Annotated in this window: 14 protein-coding genes; 12 read left to right on the top strand and 2 right to left on the bottom strand. The window is 74.9% G+C overall.

Annotation, left to right across the window (positions count from 1 at the left end):
• Positions 1-49 precede the first annotated feature (49 nt).
• The 5 genes from dnaJ to ACK586_RS00515 all read left to right on the top strand — a co-directional run bounded on the left by dnaJ (position 50) and on the right by ACK586_RS00515 (position 4,502).
• Complete coding sequence (gene dnaJ / locus ACK586_RS00495) at positions 50-1,258, top strand: molecular chaperone DnaJ (RefSeq protein ID WP_409328497.1); 1,209 nt, start codon at positions 50-52, stop codon at positions 1,256-1,258.
• Positions 1,255-1,725 carry a heat shock protein transcriptional repressor HspR gene (locus ACK586_RS00500; RefSeq protein WP_409328498.1) on the top strand — a complete coding sequence of 157 codons (471 nt, stop codon included), beginning with the start codon at positions 1,255-1,257 and terminating at the stop codon, positions 1,723-1,725. Before dnaJ ends, ACK586_RS00500 begins: the two co-directional genes overlap by 4 nt.
• Positions 1,722-2,219: a MarR family winged helix-turn-helix transcriptional regulator gene (locus ACK586_RS00505; protein WP_409328499.1), complete on the top strand. Its 498-nt coding sequence runs from the start codon at positions 1,722-1,724 to the stop codon at positions 2,217-2,219. Before ACK586_RS00500 ends, ACK586_RS00505 begins: the two co-directional genes overlap by 4 nt.
• Before the next feature lie 154 nt (positions 2,220-2,373).
• Positions 2,374-2,850 carry a MarR family winged helix-turn-helix transcriptional regulator gene (locus ACK586_RS00510; protein WP_409328500.1) on the top strand — a complete coding sequence of 159 codons (477 nt, stop codon included), beginning with the start codon at positions 2,374-2,376 and terminating at the stop codon, positions 2,848-2,850.
• 62 nt (positions 2,851-2,912) lie between these two features.
• On the top strand, positions 2,913-4,502 hold the full coding sequence (locus ACK586_RS00515; RefSeq protein WP_409328501.1) for an MFS transporter: 1,590 nt from the start codon (positions 2,913-2,915) through the stop codon (positions 4,500-4,502).
• A 92-nt stretch (positions 4,503-4,594) separates the two neighbouring features.
• Here the strand turns inward: ACK586_RS00515 and ACK586_RS00520 are convergent, their stop codons facing one another.
• Together ACK586_RS00520 and ACK586_RS00525 are read right to left on the bottom strand one after the other, a co-directional pair.
• On the bottom strand, positions 4,595-5,032 hold the full coding sequence (locus ACK586_RS00520) for an OsmC family peroxiredoxin (RefSeq protein ID WP_409328502.1): 438 nt from the start codon (positions 5,030-5,032) through the stop codon (positions 4,595-4,597).
• Positions 5,033-5,115: 83 nt separating this feature from the next.
• Complete coding sequence (locus ACK586_RS00525; protein WP_409328503.1) at positions 5,116-5,571, bottom strand: MarR family winged helix-turn-helix transcriptional regulator; 456 nt, start codon at positions 5,569-5,571, stop codon at positions 5,116-5,118.
• Positions 5,572-5,783: 212 nt separating this feature from the next.
• Here ACK586_RS00525 and clpB point away from each other — a divergent pair, with 212 nt between their 5' ends.
• The 7 genes from clpB to ACK586_RS00560 all read left to right on the top strand — a co-directional run bounded on the left by clpB (position 5,784) and on the right by ACK586_RS00560 (position 15,385).
• Entirely contained in the window at positions 5,784-8,384 is a 2,601-nt protein-coding gene (gene clpB / locus ACK586_RS00530) for an ATP-dependent chaperone ClpB (RefSeq protein ID WP_409328504.1), read from the top strand.
• A 136-nt stretch (positions 8,385-8,520) separates the two neighbouring features.
• Positions 8,521-9,165: a hypothetical protein gene (locus ACK586_RS00535; protein ID WP_409328505.1), complete on the top strand. Its 645-nt coding sequence runs from the start codon at positions 8,521-8,523 to the stop codon at positions 9,163-9,165.
• Positions 9,166-9,289: 124 nt separating this feature from the next.
• Entirely contained in the window at positions 9,290-10,978 is a 1,689-nt protein-coding gene (locus ACK586_RS00540; protein ID WP_409328506.1) for a molybdopterin-dependent oxidoreductase, read from the top strand.
• 146 nt (positions 10,979-11,124) lie between these two features.
• The gene (locus ACK586_RS00545) at positions 11,125-11,793 is read left to right on the top strand and encodes a fasciclin domain-containing protein (RefSeq protein WP_409328507.1); all 669 of its coding nucleotides are present in this window, start codon (positions 11,125-11,127) and stop codon (positions 11,791-11,793) included.
• Between the two features lie 182 nt (positions 11,794-11,975).
• Positions 11,976-12,578 carry an orotate phosphoribosyltransferase gene (gene pyrE / locus ACK586_RS00550; protein WP_409328508.1) on the top strand — a complete coding sequence of 201 codons (603 nt, stop codon included), beginning with the start codon at positions 11,976-11,978 and terminating at the stop codon, positions 12,576-12,578.
• A 42-nt stretch (positions 12,579-12,620) separates the two neighbouring features.
• On the top strand, positions 12,621-14,033 hold the full coding sequence (locus tag ACK586_RS00555; protein ID WP_409328509.1) for an FAD-binding oxidoreductase: 1,413 nt from the start codon (positions 12,621-12,623) through the stop codon (positions 14,031-14,033).
• 5 nt (positions 14,034-14,038) lie between these two features.
• Positions 14,039-15,385, top strand: coding sequence for an FAD-dependent oxidoreductase (locus ACK586_RS00560; protein ID WP_409328510.1), 1,347 nt, complete (start codon positions 14,039-14,041; stop codon positions 15,383-15,385).
• The last annotated feature ends 88 nt before the right edge of the window (positions 15,386-15,473 follow it).

Below are 15,473 nucleotides of genomic sequence, written 5' to 3' on the forward strand. Positions count from 1 at the left end.
GTGTGTCGATGAGCGCCCGAGGGCTCGTGTTCCCCACGGGAGGTGTGCGATGAGCACGCGGGACTTCATCGAGAAGGACTACTACGCCGCGCTGGGCGTCGCCCGGGACGCCGACGCGGCGGCGATCAAGAAGGCCTACCGCCAGCTCGCCCGTGACCTGCACCCGGACAAGAACCCGGGCAACGCGGAGGCGGAGGCGCGGTTCAAGGACGTCTCCGAGGCGTACGACGTGCTGTCCGATCCCAAGCGGCGGGCGGAGTACGACGAGGCGCGGCGGCTGTTCGGCGCCGGCGGTGCAGGTGCGCGGGCCGGGTTCCCCGGCGGCTTCCCCAACAACGCCGGCACCGGGCAGCCGTTCGACCTCGGGGACCTGTTCGGGGGCGGGGCCGGCGGCCGGGCGGGCGGTGCGGGTGGCCTCGGCGACCTGCTGGGCGGCCTGTTCGGCGGCGGGGCCACGCCGGGGAGCGCCCGCGCCCGCAGCCAGGCGGCCTCCGGTCCGGCCCGCGGTCAGGACGTCGAGACCGAGGCGACGCTCTCCTTCGACGAGGCCGTCCTCGGGGTGACGGTGCCGCTGCGGATGCAGAGCCCGGGCACCTGCCCGACCTGCGCCGGCAGCGGGGCGAAGCCCGGCACCTCGCCGCACACCTGCCCGGTGTGCCAGGGCGCCGGGGTGACCAGCCGCAGCCAGGGGGCCTTCGCCTTCTCCGAGCCGTGCCGCAACTGCCGCGGCAGCGGTTCGGTGGTCGACGACCCGTGCCCCACCTGCACCGGCAGCGGGGTGACGACGCAGACGCGCACGATCACCGTCCGCATCCCCGCCGGTGTCAAGGACGGTCAGCGGATCCGGCTGGCCGGCAAGGGTGCCCCGGGGCGGCGTGGAGGGCCGGCCGGTGACCTGTTCGTGGTCGTCCACGTGTCCGAGCACGAGCTGTTCGGCCGCTCCGGGAACGACCTGGCGCTGACCGTGCCGATCACCTTCGGCGAGGCCACCCTGGGCACGACCCTCACCGTGCCCACGCTCGACGGCAACGTGTCGCTGCGGGTGCCGGCCGGCACCGCGAGCGGGCAGACCCTGCGGGTGCGTGGCCGGGGCGTCCCGGGGAAGGGGCGGCCCGGTGACCTGCTGGTGACCGTCGAGGTCGCCGTCCCCAAGCGCGTGTCGCCCGCCGCCGAGCAGGCGATCAAGGCGCTCGAGGCCGAGCTCGGCGATCCGCGGCCGCGGATCACCGCCGCGGTCTCCGGCGGAGGTGCCCGGTGACCGTGCCGACCGACGGCTCCCGCGCCGGGGCGGGCCGCGCCGTCGCCGAGGACGCGCCGGTCTTCGTCATCTCCGTCGCCGCCGAGCTCGCGGGGATGCACGCGCAGACCCTCCGGCAGTACGACCGGCTGGGCCTGGTCCGGCCGGGGCGGACGGCGGGGGGCGGGCGGCGCTACAGCCCGCGCGACGTCGCGCTGCTGCGGGAGGTGCAGCGCCTGTCGCAGGAGGACGGCGTCAACCTCGCCGGGATCAAGCGGATCATCGAGCTGGAGTCGCAGGTGGAGGCGCTCCAGCAGCGCGTCCGCGAGCTGATCGACGAGCTGGAGGTGGCCGAGAGCCGCCGGATCGCCGCCGAGAGCGCGGCCCGTGCCGGCTACGGCGGCGATCCCGGCTACGGCGGGGCGCTGGTGCCCTGGCGACCCGCGACCTCTGCCCTGGTCGTCTGGCGCCCCCGGGAGCCGCGGTGAGCGCCGGGGACCCGGTGGGCAGGGACCGGCTCGTGGACACGCACGAGGCCTACGTCACCGTGGAGCGGGAGATCGGCCTGCTGCTGCGCCGGTCGCGGGCGATGTCCACGCGGCTCGCGCGGGAGATCCACCCCGACCTCGACGGGGCCGCCTACGGCCTGCTCGCGCTGCTGGCCGACGCCGGCCCGCTGCGCGCCGCCGACCTGGTGGTGCGCCTCGGGCTGGACAAGAGCACGGTGAGCCGGCAGGTCTCCTCGCTGGTCGACCTCGGGCTGGTCAGCCGCGAGGCCGACCCCACCGACGGTCGTGCGCAGGTGCTGACCCCCTCGCCGGAGGGGGCGGCGCGGCTGGCGCGCATCCGGGAGGCCAGGCGGGCCCGGTGGGAGGAGGACCTGTCCCACTGGCCGGTGGAGGACGTCGCCCGCCTCGGTGAGCTGCTGGGCCGCTTCAACCGCCTCGGCGAGGCGCAGGCGCGCACCGCGACCACGCTGTAGCCCTCCACATCCCCGACGCCCGGTCCCCGCCCAGCGGGGACCGGGCGTCGTCCGTCAGGGGGTGTGGCGCAGATCCCGCGCGGCTGTCGTTGCAGACAACAACCAACTAGGCGTATGGTTGCTGTCAGCAAGTACATGACGCGTGAGGACCCCCATGCCCACCACCCGCGAGACCCGGGACCGGCTCACCACCGGCCTCTCGCAGCTCATCCGTACCGGGCGTCACCTGGGTGTCCGCGCGGCGGACGCCCTGTACGGCGACCTCCCCTCCTCCGGCTGGGCCCTGCTGGTCCGGCTCGAGAGCGGGGGAGAGCAGCGGTGCAGCGGGCTGGCCACCGCCGCCGGCATCGACGTCTCGGTCGCCAGCCGCCAGGTGGCCGCCCTCGAGCGGGCCGGCCACGTCGAGCGGCGCCCCGATCCGGCGGACGGGCGCGCCACCCTCCTGCGGCTGAGCGACGCGGGAACCGTGGCGCTGACGACCACGCGCGCGCTGCGCACCGAGTGGGCGGCCTCGGCGCTGGGTGGCTGGGACGAGGACGACGCCGTCCTCCTCTCCGCGCTCGTCGAGCGCCTCGTCGACGACCTGGCGGCGGCCACCTGCCGTCCCGCGACCGTCCGGGTCGCCTCGTGACGACCGCACCCGCGCGTGCCGCCCTCCCCGCACCGACCGCACCCGTCCCGACCGGGAGAACCGTGACCAGCACCGTCGACGCACCGGCCCCCGTGGAGCAGCAGGGCCGGATGAGCCACCGCCAGATCCTCGAGGCGCTCTCGGGCATGTTGCTCGCGATGTTCGTGGCGTTCCTGTCCTCGACCGTGGTCACCAACGCCCTGCCCACGATCATCACCGACCTGCGGGGGTCGCAGAGCCAGTACACCTGGGTCGTCACCGCGACGTTGCTGGCCTCCACGGCCTCCACCCCGATCTGGGGCAAGCTCGCCGACCTGTTCAGCAAGAAGCTGCTGATCCAGCTGGCGATCGTCGTCTTCATCGCCGGGTCGATGCTCGCCGGGCTCGCGCAGTCGGTGGAGTCGCTCATCGCCTGGCGCGTCCTCCAGGGCCTGGGCCTCGGCGGCCTCCAGGCGCTGGTGCAGATCGCCATGGCGGCGATGATCAGCCCACGCGAGCGTGGCCGGTACGCCGGACTGCTCGGCGGCGTCATGGCGGTGGCCACGGTCGGCGGCCCGCTGCTGGGCGGGCTGCTGGTCGACACCAGCTGGCTGGGCTGGCGCTGGTGCTTCTACGTCGGCGTGCCCTTCGCAGCCGTCGCGCTGGTCCTGCTGCAGCGGACGCTGCACCTGCCGGTGACCAGGCGCGAGGTGCGCATCGACTACCTCGGCGCGGCGTTCCTCGCCGCCGGCGTCTCGACCCTGCTCATCTGGGTCACGCTCGCCGGCGATGCGTTCGCCTGGGCCTCGACCGAGACGGCGCTGTTCCTCACCGGCGGCGTGCTGGCCGTGGTGGCCTTCGTGGTGACCGAGCTGAGGGCGCGCGAGCCCGTCGTGCCGCTGCGGCTGTTCCGCGACCGCACCACCACGCTGGCGATCGTGGCGAGCATGGCCATCGGCGTGGCCATGTTCGGTTCGTCGGTCTTCCTGAGCCAGTACCTGCAGATCTCCCGCGGCTACTCGCCGACGGCGGCCGGCCTGCTGACCATCCCGATGGTCGCCGGGCTGCTGGTCTCCTCCACGGTGTCGGGCATCCTCATCACCCGGTACGGCCGGTGGAAGCGGTACCTGGTGGCCGGTTCGCTCACCGTCGTCGCCGGCTTCGGGCTGCTGGGCACGATCGACCACGAGACGGCGATGCCCCTGCTGGGCGTGTTCCTCTTCGTGCTCGGCACCGGGATCGGCATGACCATGCAGAACCTGGTGCTGGCGGTGCAGAACACCGTGGCCGCCCAGGACCTGGGCGCGGCGAGCTCGGCGGTGGCCTTCTTCCGCAGCCTGGGCGGCACGATCGGCGTCTCGGTCCTGGGTGCGGTCCTGAGCGCTCGCGTCGGCACGCTGATCACCGAGGGGCTGCCCCGGGGTGCCGGTGCTCCGGGCGACGTCGGGCTGGCCGACCTGGCCGACGCGCCACCGGCGATCCGCGAGCTGATCGCCGTCTCCTACGGGGACGCGACGGGCCGCATCTTCCTGGTCTCGGGCCTGGTCGCCGTGGTCGCCGCCGCGGCCGTCGTCCTCATCCGGGAGGTGGCCCTGCGGACGGAGAGCGGCGAGGAGCGGCTGCGCGCCGAGGCCCCGGCCCCGCAGGAGGCGGAGCCGGTCCTCGCCCGCTGACGGAGGGCCCCTCGCCCCCGACCGCTCCCGGCGGGCCCCTGCGACGGGGCCGCGACGGCCCGCGCCCCCGGAGGGGTGCGGGCCGTCGTCGCTCAGTCCAGCGTGGCCTCGAGGGTGATCTCGCCGACGCCGGCGAGCGCCTTGCTCACCGGGCACCCGGCCTTGGCGGCCTGGGCGGCCCGCTCGAAGCCGGCGGCGTCCAGTCCCTCGACCTCGCCGCGCACCGTGAGGTGGATCGTCGTGATGGTCGGCGCGCCGTCCTGCTGGCCGAGCGTCACCTCGGCGCCGATCTCCAGCGCCTGCGGGGTGCCGCCGGCCTTGCCGATCTCGCTGGACAGGGCCATCGCGAAGCACGACGAGTGCGCGGCGGCGATGAGCTCCTCGGGGCTGGTGGTGCCACCCGCCTCGTCGGCTGCGCGCTTGGGGAAGCTGACGTCGAAGGTCCCCGCCTTCGAGCTCGACAGCTCCACCTGGCCGGACCCCTCCTGCAGGGTGCCGTTCCAGGCCGTGCGGGCGCTACGAGAGGGCATGGCTCTCCTCCAGGGTCGGGCCGCCCGGTCCGGGCGGCGCTGACCCGGGCCCTACCCGGTCGGGCAGGGTGCAACCGGAGCCGTCAGGCGGGGCGCCCGGCCGTGCCGACCCGCTCGATGAGCGTCTCGAGCTGGGACTTCAGGGCGCCGAAGTCGTCGACGTCGAGCTCGAGGGCGCACAGCATGTCCTGGTTGATGGCCAGGCCGCGCTCGCGCAGCGCGCGCCCCTGCTCGGTGAGCGCGATCGCCACCGAGCGCTCGTCCTCCACCCGGCGGTGCCGGGTGACCAGGCCGGCCGCCGTGAGCCGCTTGAGCAGCGGGGAGAGGGTGCCGCTGTCGAGATTCAGCCGGGTGCCGAGCTGGCCCACCGTCTGGTTGTCCTCTTCCCACAGCAGCATCATCACGAGGTACTGGGGATAGGTCAGCCCGATGTCGTCGAGCTGCGGCCGGTACCGCGCCGTGAGGGCGCGCGACGCGGCGTAGAGGGCGAAGCACAGCTGGTCCTCGAGGAGGACGCTGGGGGCCGGCAGGCGCGTCATGACCGCGAGTCTACGGCCGAATTGCACTCTTCCTTTCTCGGCGCGGTCACGGATGCACTCCGGGGTGAGTCGTGCGTCACACCATGGGCGCGCCGGGCGGTGCAGCGGCTGGACGCGGCAGGGTTGAGCGGAACAGACTCAACCCTGAGTTCGTTGGAGCGATCGAACCGGCCGGGAACCCCGGCCTCGAACGCGGAAGGACCCCGCCCCCGATGGCGCAGAGCAAGCTCACCACCCGTTCGCAGGAGGCCGTCGCCGCCGCGCAGCGGCTGGCCGTCGACCGCGGCCAGGCCGCGCTGGAGCCCCTGCACCTGCTGGTCGCCCTCCTCGAGCAGACCGACGGCATCGCCGGCCCGCTGCTGCAGGCCACGGGTGCCGACCCGGCGGACGTCCGCGCCAAGGCCGAGGCCGCGGTGCGGCGGCTGCCCAGCGTCAGCGGCGCCACCGTGCCCGCCCCGTCGCCGTCCCGCGAGTTCCTGCGCACCCTGAACGCCGCCGGCGAGCAGGCGAGCGCCCTGGGCGACGAGTTCGTCTCCACCGAGCACCTGCTGGTCGGTCTCGCCGGCAGCGAGGGCGAGGCGGCCACCGTGCTCACCGGCGCGGGCGCGACGCGCGAGGCCCTGCTGGCCGCCTTCCGGACCGTCCGCGGCAACCGCAAGGTCACCACCCCCGACCCGGAGAGCACCTTCCAGGCCCTGGAGAAGTTCGCCGTCGACCTGACCGAGCGCGCCCGGGAGGGGAAGATCGACCCGGTCATCGGCCGGGACACCGAGATCCGCCGCGTGGTGCAGGTCCTGTCCCGGCGGACCAAGAACAACCCGGTCCTCATCGGTGAGCCCGGCGTCGGCAAGACGGCGATCGTCGAGGGGCTGGCCCAGCGGATCGTCGCCGGCGACGTCCCGGAGAGCCTCAAGGGCAAGCGCCTCATGGCGCTCGACCTGGGGGCGATGGTGGCCGGGGCGAAGTACCGCGGTGAGTTCGAGGAGCGGCTCAAGGCCGTCCTGCAGGAGATCACCGAGGCCGAGGGGCAGGTCGTCACGTTCATCGACGAGCTGCACACGATCGTCGGCGCCGGCGCGACCGGGGAGTCGGCGATGGACGCCGGCAACATGATCAAGCCCATGCTGGCGCGCGGCGAGCTGCGGATGGTCGGCGCGACGACGCTCGACGAGTACCGGGAGCACATCGAGAAGGACGCGGCGCTGGAGCGCCGCTTCCAGCAGGTGCTGGTCGGCGAGCCCTCCGTCGAGGACACGATCGGCATCCTGCGCGGGCTCAAGGAGCGGTACGAGGTGCACCACGGCGTGCGCATCACCGACGCCGCGATCGTCGCCGCCGCCGCGCTGTCGGACCGGTACGTCACGGCCCGGTTCCTGCCGGACAAGGCCATCGACCTGGTCGACGAGGCCGCGAGCCGGCTGCGGATGGAGATCGACAGCCGGCCGGTCGAGGTGGACGAGGTCGAGCGCGCCGTCCGCCGGCTGGAGATCGAGGAGATGGCGCTGGCCAAGGAGGACGACCCCTCCTCGGTCGAACGGCTGGCCGCCCTGCGTGCCGACCTCGCCGACCGCCGCCAGCAGCTCGACGAGCTCACCGCGCGCTGGCAGCAGGACAAGAACGCCATCGTCCGCATCCAGCAGATCAAGGAGGAGCTGGAGCGGGTCCGCACCGATGCCGAGCGTGCCGAGCGCGAGGGTGACCTGGCCCATGTCGCCGAGCTGCGCTACGGGCGCATCCCGCAGCTGGAGAAGGCCTTGACCGAGGCCGAGGCGTCGGTGGCCGCCCTCGCGCAGGGCGGAGCCGCGATGCTCAAGGAGGAGGTCGGCCCCGACGACATCGCCGACGTCGTCCAGGCCTGGACCGGCATCCCGGCCGGCCGGCTGCTCGAGGGCGAGACCCAGAAGCTGCTGCGCATGGAGGACGAGCTCGGCCGGCGGGTGGTCGGCCAGCCGGACGCCGTGCGGGCGGTCTCCGACGCCGTGCGCCGGGCGCGCTCCGGCGTCGCCGACCCCGACCGGCCGACCGGTTCGTTCCTCTTCCTCGGGCCCACCGGGGTGGGCAAGACCGAGCTGGCCAAGGCCCTGGCGGAGTTCCTGTTCGACGACGAGCGGGCGATGGTCCGCATCGACATGAGCGAGTACTCCGAGAAGCACTCGGTCGCGCGGCTGGTCGGCGCCCCGCCCGGCTACGTGGGCTACGAGGCCGGCGGCCAGCTCACCGAGGCGGTGCGGCGGCGTCCGTACACCGTCGTCCTGCTCGACGAGGTGGAGAAGGCCCACCCCGACGTCTTCGACGTGCTGCTCCAGGTGCTCGACGACGGCCGGCTCACCGACGGCCAGGGCCGCACGGTCGACTTCCGCAACACCATCCTGATCCTGACGTCGAACCTGGGCTCCCAGCTCATCGCCGACCAGTCGGTGCCCGAGGGGCAGCGCCGGGAGGCCGTGCTGGGCGTCGTGCGGGGGCACTTCAAGCCCGAGTTCCTCAACCGGCTGGACGACGTCGTGGTGTTCCGGGCGCTGGGCAGCGAGGAGCTGACCGGCATCGTCGACATCCAGGTCGACGTGCTGGCGCGGCGGCTGGCCGCCCGGCGGCTCACCCTGAGCGTCACCGACGCCGCGCGCGAGTGGCTGGCGCTCAACGGCTTCGACCCCGTGTACGGCGCCCGACCGCTGCGCCGGCTCGTGCAGTCGGCGATCGGCGACCAGCTCGCCCGGGCGCTGCTGGCCGGCGACATCCGCGACGGCGACCAGGTCCTCGTGGACGCGCCGGACGACCTGTCCGTCGAGGGGCTCGTCGTCCGCCGCGGCTGATGGAGGACCCCGTCCCCCCACCGGCTCCGGCCGCCGCCCCGGAGGGCGCCACGCCCGCCGGGGCGGCGGAACTCGGCGCCCCGGCCGGCCGTGGTCTTTGATCGGGGGAGCACACCGGCGCGGGTAGGGAGTGGACATGACGGCAGGACAGGAAGGTCCCGACCAGCAGGGCTGGCGGCAGCCGCCGCCGGGGCCGCCGGGGTACCCCGGCCAGCAGCCGCCGCAGGGGCCGCCGGGGTACCCCGGCCAGCAGCCCCCGTACGGCGGCTACGGGCCGGCGCCGTCGGCGCCGCCCGGCTGGGGCGGTCCGCCGCCCGAGCCGATGGAGCGGCCGACGACCGTCCGGGTCGGGATCGGTGCCTTCGTGGCCACGCTGGTCCTCGGCCTGGTCTCGGCCGTCGTGCAGTTCTCCGACACCGACGGGTTCATCGACGAGCTGCAGGCCCAGGACCCGTCGATCACCGAGGACGTCGCCCGCACGGCCCTGACCGTGGGCATCGTCCTCGGGCTGCTGATCGTGGCGCTGCAGGCGCTGTTCATCTGGTTCGCCTGGCAGGGGCGCAACTGGGCCCGCATCGTGCTGTTCGTCCTGGGCGGCCTCACGGTGGTGTTCGGGCTCGCCGGTCTCGGCGGCGGCACCGCCACGGGAGCCGACGGCTTCCTCACGTCCATGGCGGTCTTCTCGTGGTTCCTCACGCTCGTCGGCGTCGTCGCCCTGGCGCTGAAGCCCTCCTCGGACTGGTACCGGCACGAGACGCAGCGCCGCCGCGCGATGCGCTGAGCCCGGGACGGCGCGCGCTGAGCCCGGGATCGGCGCGCGCCGAGGCCTGGTCGGGAGGGGCCCGTCCGGGCATCGTGACCCAACCGTGATGAACCGAACGGGCCCCACCGGGCGAAGACCCTCCGTGACCACCCTCGAGCAGGCCCCTGCGCCCGCCGCCGACGACGCCCCCGCGGGGCGTCCCGGCCGGTGGGCGCGGCGCCTGCTCGCCGCGCTGGCCGGCCTGCTGGCCGCCGCCGTCGCGCTCGGCGTCGCGCAGCTGGTGTCGGCGGCCACCGGACCGTCGACGGCCCCCGTGGTCGCGGTCGGCGACACGGTCATCACCCTCGTGCCCGAGTCGGTGAAGCAGTTCGCCATCTCGACGTTCGGCGAGAACGACAAGATCGCGCTCGTCGCCGGCACCCTCGTGGTCGTCGCCCTCTACGCCCTGGTGGTCGGCGTGCTGGCGCTGCGGTGGCGCGTCGTGGGTGTGGTGGGTGTCGCGGTGTTCGGCGTCCTGGGCGCGTGGGCCGCGGCCAGCCGCCCCGCCGCCGAGACCCTCGCCTGGCTGCCCTCGGTCGCCGGCGCCGGTGCCGGCGTCCTCGCGCTGCTGCTCCTGCTGCGCCCGCTGACCGGAGCGCCGGTCCTCCCGCGCACCCGGCAGCCGGCGGACGCGTCGGCGGCGGTGGGGCGGCACGCGGACGAGACCGCGGTCGACCGCCTCCGCCAGGCGCTGGGCACCGCCGGCGACCGCAAGGGCCTGGACCGCCGCGGCTTCTTCCTCACCAGCGGCGCCGCCCTCGGCGTCGCCGCGGTGACCGGCGGCGGCGGGTACCTGCTGCAGCGCCGCTTCGACGTCAGCGGCGAGCGCGCCGACCTGACCCTGCCCGCGCCCGCGTCGCCGGCGCCCCCGCTGCCCGGCGGCGCCGATCTGTCCGGGACCGTCGAGGGCCTGACCCCGCTGGTCACCCGCAACGGCGACTTCTACCGGGTCGACACCGCCATCACCGTTCCGCAGATCAAGCCCTCGGACTACCGGCTCGAGCTGACCGGCTCGTTCGACTCCGCCTCGACGTACTCCCTGGCCGACCTGTACGGCCGCGACGACCTCGTCGAGCGGGACATCACGCTGACCTGCGTCTCCAACGAGGTCGGCGGGGGGCTGGCCGGGACCGCCCGGTGGCTCGGCGTCCCGCTGGGCACGTTCCTCCGCGAGAACGGCGTCTCCGGCGACTCCACCCAGCTGGTCTGCCGCTCCAGCGACGGCATGACGATCGGGGCGCCGACGCGCTCCGCGCTCGACGTCGAGGACGCGATGCTCGCCATCGGGATGAACGGCGAGCCGCTGCCCGTCGAGCACGGTTTCCCGGTGCGCATGATCATCCCGGGGCTCTACGGCTACGTGTCGGCCTGCAAGTGGCTGGTCGGCATCGAGGCGACGACGTTCGACGCCTTCGACGCCTACTGGGTCCAGCGGGAGTGGGCTCAGGAAGGACCGATCAAGGTCGCCTCCCGCATCGACACCCCGGCGCCGCTGCGGCGGTTCCCCGCCGGACGCCGGCCGATCGCCGGGGTCGCGTGGGCGCAGACCCGCGGCATCGGCCGGGTGGAGGTCCGCATCGACGACGGGGACTGGCTCGAGGCCGACCTCTCGCCCGAGGTCGACGCCGACGTGTGGCGCCAGTGGGTGCTGCCGCACGACTTCGCTCCCGGCAGCTACCAGCTCACCGTGCGGGCCACGACGGCCGACGGCGAGGTGCAGACCGCCGAGCGGGCCACGCCGTTCCCCTCGGGCGCGACCGGCCTGCACTCGATACGGGTGATCGCGACCTAGCCGTCCCGCCCGCACCACCCCAGGACCCGTCTCGGCCTCCCGGCCGCAGACGCCGTCCCCGACCCGTCCGTCGGGCCCGGGGAGAGCACCACCCGCCCCGCGGCGCCCGTGACCCCGGCGCCGCACAGGAAGAGATGGAGCACCTCGTGAAGCGCACCCTGACCCGCGGCGTGATGCTGGCGGCCGCCTCGACCCTCGCGCTCGGCATGGCCGCGTGCGGGGCCGACGACGCCGACGACACCGCCGCGGACACCGGCTCGACCGCGACCAGCACCCCCGCCGACGAGGGCATGACGAGCGCCCCCTCCTCCGACCCGGCCATGGCCGAGGAGCCCTTCGGTGCCGGGTGCACCGCGGTCCCGACCGAGGGCGAGGGCAGCTTCACCGGGATGGCCGACGACCCGGTGGCGACGGCGGCCGGCAACAACCCGGCCCTGTCCACGCTGGTCGAGGCGGTCGGCGTCGCCAACCTCGTCGACACGCTCAACAGCGCGCAGGACATCACGGTGCTGGCACCGGCGAACCCGGCGTTCGAGGCCATCCCGGCCGACCAGCTCCAGGCCGTCCTGGCCGACAACGCCCAGCTGACCGCGATCCTGACCCACCACGTCATCGAGGGCCGCATGGCGCCCGACGAGCTGGCCGGCACCCACACCACGCTCAACGGCGACGAGGTGACCATCGCCGGGTCCGGCGAGGCGTTCACGATCGACGGCACCGTCACCCAGACCCAGGCCTCGGTCATCTGCGGCAACGTGCAGACCTCCAACGCGACCGTCTACATCATCGACCAGGTCCTGGCGCCCGCCGCCTGAGCCCCGCCGCCAGAGCGAGGACCCCCACCGCTCGCACGCCCGCGGCGGGACCCTGCAGAGGCACGCAGCGGCCCGGCTCCCCTCGTGGGGGCCGGGCCGTCGTGCGTCCCGGCCGGTCGGCGACGAGGCGGAGCCGGGAGGAGCGCACGGCCGCACGGTCGTCCCTCAGTAGGGTCGGCCGCATGCACGAGGACCCCGTTCCCCCGCACCCCTCGTCCTTCGGGGCGGGCCCCCGGAACGGGGCCGGTCACCCCGATCGCGACCGGCTGCTCGAGCTCGTCGTCGACCTGGCGGTCGTGCACGGGAGGGTGACGCTCTCCTCCGGCCGCGAAGCCGACTGGTACATCGACATGCGCCGGCTGACCCTCCACCACGAGGGTGCCCCGCTCGTCGGCCGGGTCATGCGGCAGCTGACCGGCGACCTGCGCTACGACGTGGTCGGCGGCCTGACCCTGGGGGCCGACCCCGTGGCGACGGCGATGCTGCACGCCGCCGCCCAGGGCGAGGGTTTCCTCGACGCCTGCGTGGTCCGCAAGGCCGGCAAGGCGCACGGGCTCCAGCGGCGGATCGAGGGGCCGGACGTCGCCGGGCGCTCGGTGCTGGTCGTCGAGGACGTGTCCACCACCGGCAGCAGCCCGCTGACCGCCGTCGAGGCGCTGCGCGAGGCCGGGGCCGAGCCGATCGCCGTCGCCGTCGTCGTCGACCGGGGTGGCCGGGCGGCGGTCGAGGAGGCCGGGCTGGAGTACCGCGCCGCGTTCACCCTGGCCGATCTCGGCCTGGCGTAGCGGACCGCCGGTCCGGGCGACCGGCCGCCGTACCGTGTGTCCGTGACCACAGTGACCACGGCGTGGATCGCCGAGCTGGTCGACGCGCTCGGCGCCGGCAGCGTGCTCACCGACCCGGACGTCACCGCCTCCTACGCCCGCGACCAGGCCATGCTCGCCGAGGCGGGCACACCCGCCGCCGTGGTGTTCCCCCGCTGCACGGCCGACGTCGCCGCGGTCATGCGGATCGCGCACCGGCACGGCGTCCCGGTCGTCCCCCGAGGAGCGGGCTCGGGGCTCGCCGGCGCCAGCAACGCCGTCGACGGCGCCATCACGCTCGTCATGACCCGGATGGACGCCGTCCTCGAGGTGTCCCCGGCCGACCGGCTCGCCGTCGTCCAGCCGGGCGTGGTGAACAAGCAGCTGCGCGACGCCGTCGCCGGGCACGGGCTGTTCTACCCACCCGACCCCTCCAGCTACGACTGGTGCACGATCGGCGGCAACCTCTCCACCAACTCCGGCGGCCTGTGCTGCGTCAAGTACGGCGTCACGACCGACTACGTGCTGGGCCTGGAGCTCGTCCTCGCCGACGGCCGGGTGCTGCGCACCGGGCGCCGCACGGTCAAGGGCGTCGCCGGGTACGACTTGGCCCGGTTGTTCGTCGGCTCGGAGGGCACGCTGGGCGTGATCACCGAGGCCACCCTCGCCCTGCGCCCCGCGCCGCAGCGGCCGGTCACCCTGGCGGCCACGTTCGCCACCACCGCGCAGACCGGCCAGGTGGTGGAGCGGGTGGTGACCACCGGCCTGGTGCCCAGCCTGCTGGAGGTCATGGACAACACCTGCATCCGCGCCGTCGACGACCTGCTGCGCGCCGACCTCGACCGCGAGGCCCACGCGCTGCTGGTCGCCCAGTCCGACACCGGCGGGACCGCGGCCCTCGCCGAGATCGAGGCGCTCGCCGCCCTGTGCCGGGAGGCCGGTGCCGACCTCGTGCACACCACCGACGACCCGGCCGAGGGCGATCTGCTGCTCGCCGCCCGCCGGATGGCGCTGCCGGCGCTGGAGCAGCTGGGCAGCACGCTCATCGACGACGTCGCCGTCCCCCGCTCGGCGATCGCCACCTTCCTCGACGGCTGCGACGCGATCGCCGCCGGGCGGGCGCTGACCATCGGCGTCGTCGGGCACGCCGGGGACGGCAACATGCACCCGACCATCTGCTTCGACCCCGCCGACGCCGGCCAGCGCGAGCGGGCGTTCGCCGCCTTCGACGACATCCTGGAGCTGGGGCTCTCGCTGGGCGGCACGGTCACCGGGGAGCACGGCGTCGGCTCGCTCAAGGTCGACTGGCTGGAGCGGGAGGTCGGCCCGGTGTCGCTGGAGGTGCACCGCTCGATCAAGGACGCGCTGGACCCGACCGGCCTGCTCAACCCGGGCAAGGTGCTGCGTCGCCCGCCGGAGGGCCGCCTGACACGCTGAGCCGCATGAGAGCAGACCGCTTGCTCGTCGTCGGCGGGGACGCTGCCGGGATGTCCGCGGCGGCGCAGGCCCGTCGCCTGCGTCCCGAGCTGTGCATCACCGTGCTGGAGCAGGGCCCGGACGTGTCCTACTCCGCCTGCGGCATCCCCTACTGGATCGGCGACCTCGTGAGCGACCGCGACCGGCTGATCGCCCGGACCCCGGCGGACTTCGCCGCCCAGGACATCGACGTGCGGATGCGCACCCGCGCCGAGGCGATCGACCTCGCGGCGGGAACCGTGCGCACCTCGGATGGGGAGGTGCTCGGCTACGACCGGCTGGTGGTCGCCACCGGGGGCCGGCCCGCGCGTCCGCCGATCCCCGGCCTGGACGCCGCGGGCGTGCACGGCGTCCACCGGCTGGCCGACGGCGCCGACATCCGCGCCGCGATCGCCGCCGGGGCCCGCCGGGCCGTCGTCCTCGGCGGGGGGTACATCGGCCTGGAGATGGCCGAGGTCCTGCACGCGCGGGGGCTCGAGGTCACCGTGGTCCTCGCCGACCCGCTGCCGATGGCCCAGCTCGACGAGGACATGGGGGAGCGGGTGTGCGCGGCGATGGGGTCGATGGGCATCGACGTCCGTCCCGGGGAGCCGGTCCGCGAGGTGGAGACCGACGTCGACGGCGTCGCCCGTGCGGTGCGGACCGACGCGGGGGCCTACGACACCGACCTCGTCGTCCTCGGGCTGGGGATGGGGCCGGAGGCGGCGCTGGCCGCCGACGCCGGGCTGCAGCTGGGCAGCACCGGCGCGATCGAGGTGGACCGGACCCAGCGCAGCGTCTCCCACCCGGAGGTCTACGCCGCCGGTGACTGCTCCCAGACGTTCTCCCGCATCACCGGCGAGGCCGTGCACGTCGCGCTGGGCACGCACGCCAACAAGCAGGGCCGGGTGGCGGGGTCGGTGATCGGCGGGCGGCCGGCCCGCTTCGCCGGCGTCCTCGGGACCGCGCTCACCAAGGTGGGGGAGACCGAGATCGGCCTCACCGGGCTCGGCAGCGAGCACGCGGCGCGGGCCGGCTACGACGTCCGCACCGAGGTGGTCGAGGGGACCACCCGCGCCGGCTACTTCCCCGGCGCGGAGGAGATCACGGTCAAGCTGATCAGCGAGCGGGGGTCCGGGCTGCTGCTCGGCGCGCAGATCGTCGGCGGGCCGGGCAGCGGGAAGCGGATCGACGTCTTCGCCACGGCCATCTGGGCCGGCCTGACCGCCGAGGAGCTGGCCGGATCCGACCTGTCGTACGCGCCGCCGTTCTCGCCGACCTACGACCCGGTCCTGGTGGCGGCCCGGGTGTCCAGCCGGATCGAGCAGGGGTAAGGACCCCGGTGCCCCCCACGCCACGCTCCGCGCGGCGCGGGCCCCTGCACCGGGGCCGACGGCGCGGGCCCCTGCCACGGGGCCATGG

The organism is Trujillonella humicola (assembly GCF_046233715.1).
GTDB lineage: Bacteria > Actinomycetota > Actinomycetes > Mycobacteriales > Geodermatophilaceae > Trujillonella > Trujillonella humicola.

Bases quoted from the DNA above. Each gene is read 5' to 3' on its own strand.
- dnaJ (WP_409328497.1), top strand. From the start codon at position 50: ATGAGCACGCGGGACTTCATCGAGAAGGACTACTACGCCGCGCTGGGC.
- ACK586_RS00510 (WP_409328500.1), top strand. From the start codon at position 2,374: ATGCCCACCACCCGCGAGACCCGGGACCGGCTCACCACCGGCCTCTCG.
- ACK586_RS00520 (WP_409328502.1), bottom strand. From the start codon at position 5,032: ATGCCCTCTCGTAGCGCCCGCACGGCCTGGAACGGCACCCTGCAGGAG.
- ACK586_RS00525 (WP_409328503.1), bottom strand. From the start codon at position 5,571: ATGACGCGCCTGCCGGCCCCCAGCGTCCTCCTCGAGGACCAGCTGTGC.
- clpB (WP_409328504.1), top strand. From the start codon at position 5,784: ATGGCGCAGAGCAAGCTCACCACCCGTTCGCAGGAGGCCGTCGCCGCC.
- ACK586_RS00535 (WP_409328505.1), top strand. From the start codon at position 8,521: ATGACGGCAGGACAGGAAGGTCCCGACCAGCAGGGCTGGCGGCAGCCG.
- pyrE (WP_409328508.1), top strand. From the start codon at position 11,976: ATGCACGAGGACCCCGTTCCCCCGCACCCCTCGTCCTTCGGGGCGGGC.
- ACK586_RS00560 (WP_409328510.1), top strand. From the start codon at position 14,039: ATGAGAGCAGACCGCTTGCTCGTCGTCGGCGGGGACGCTGCCGGGATG.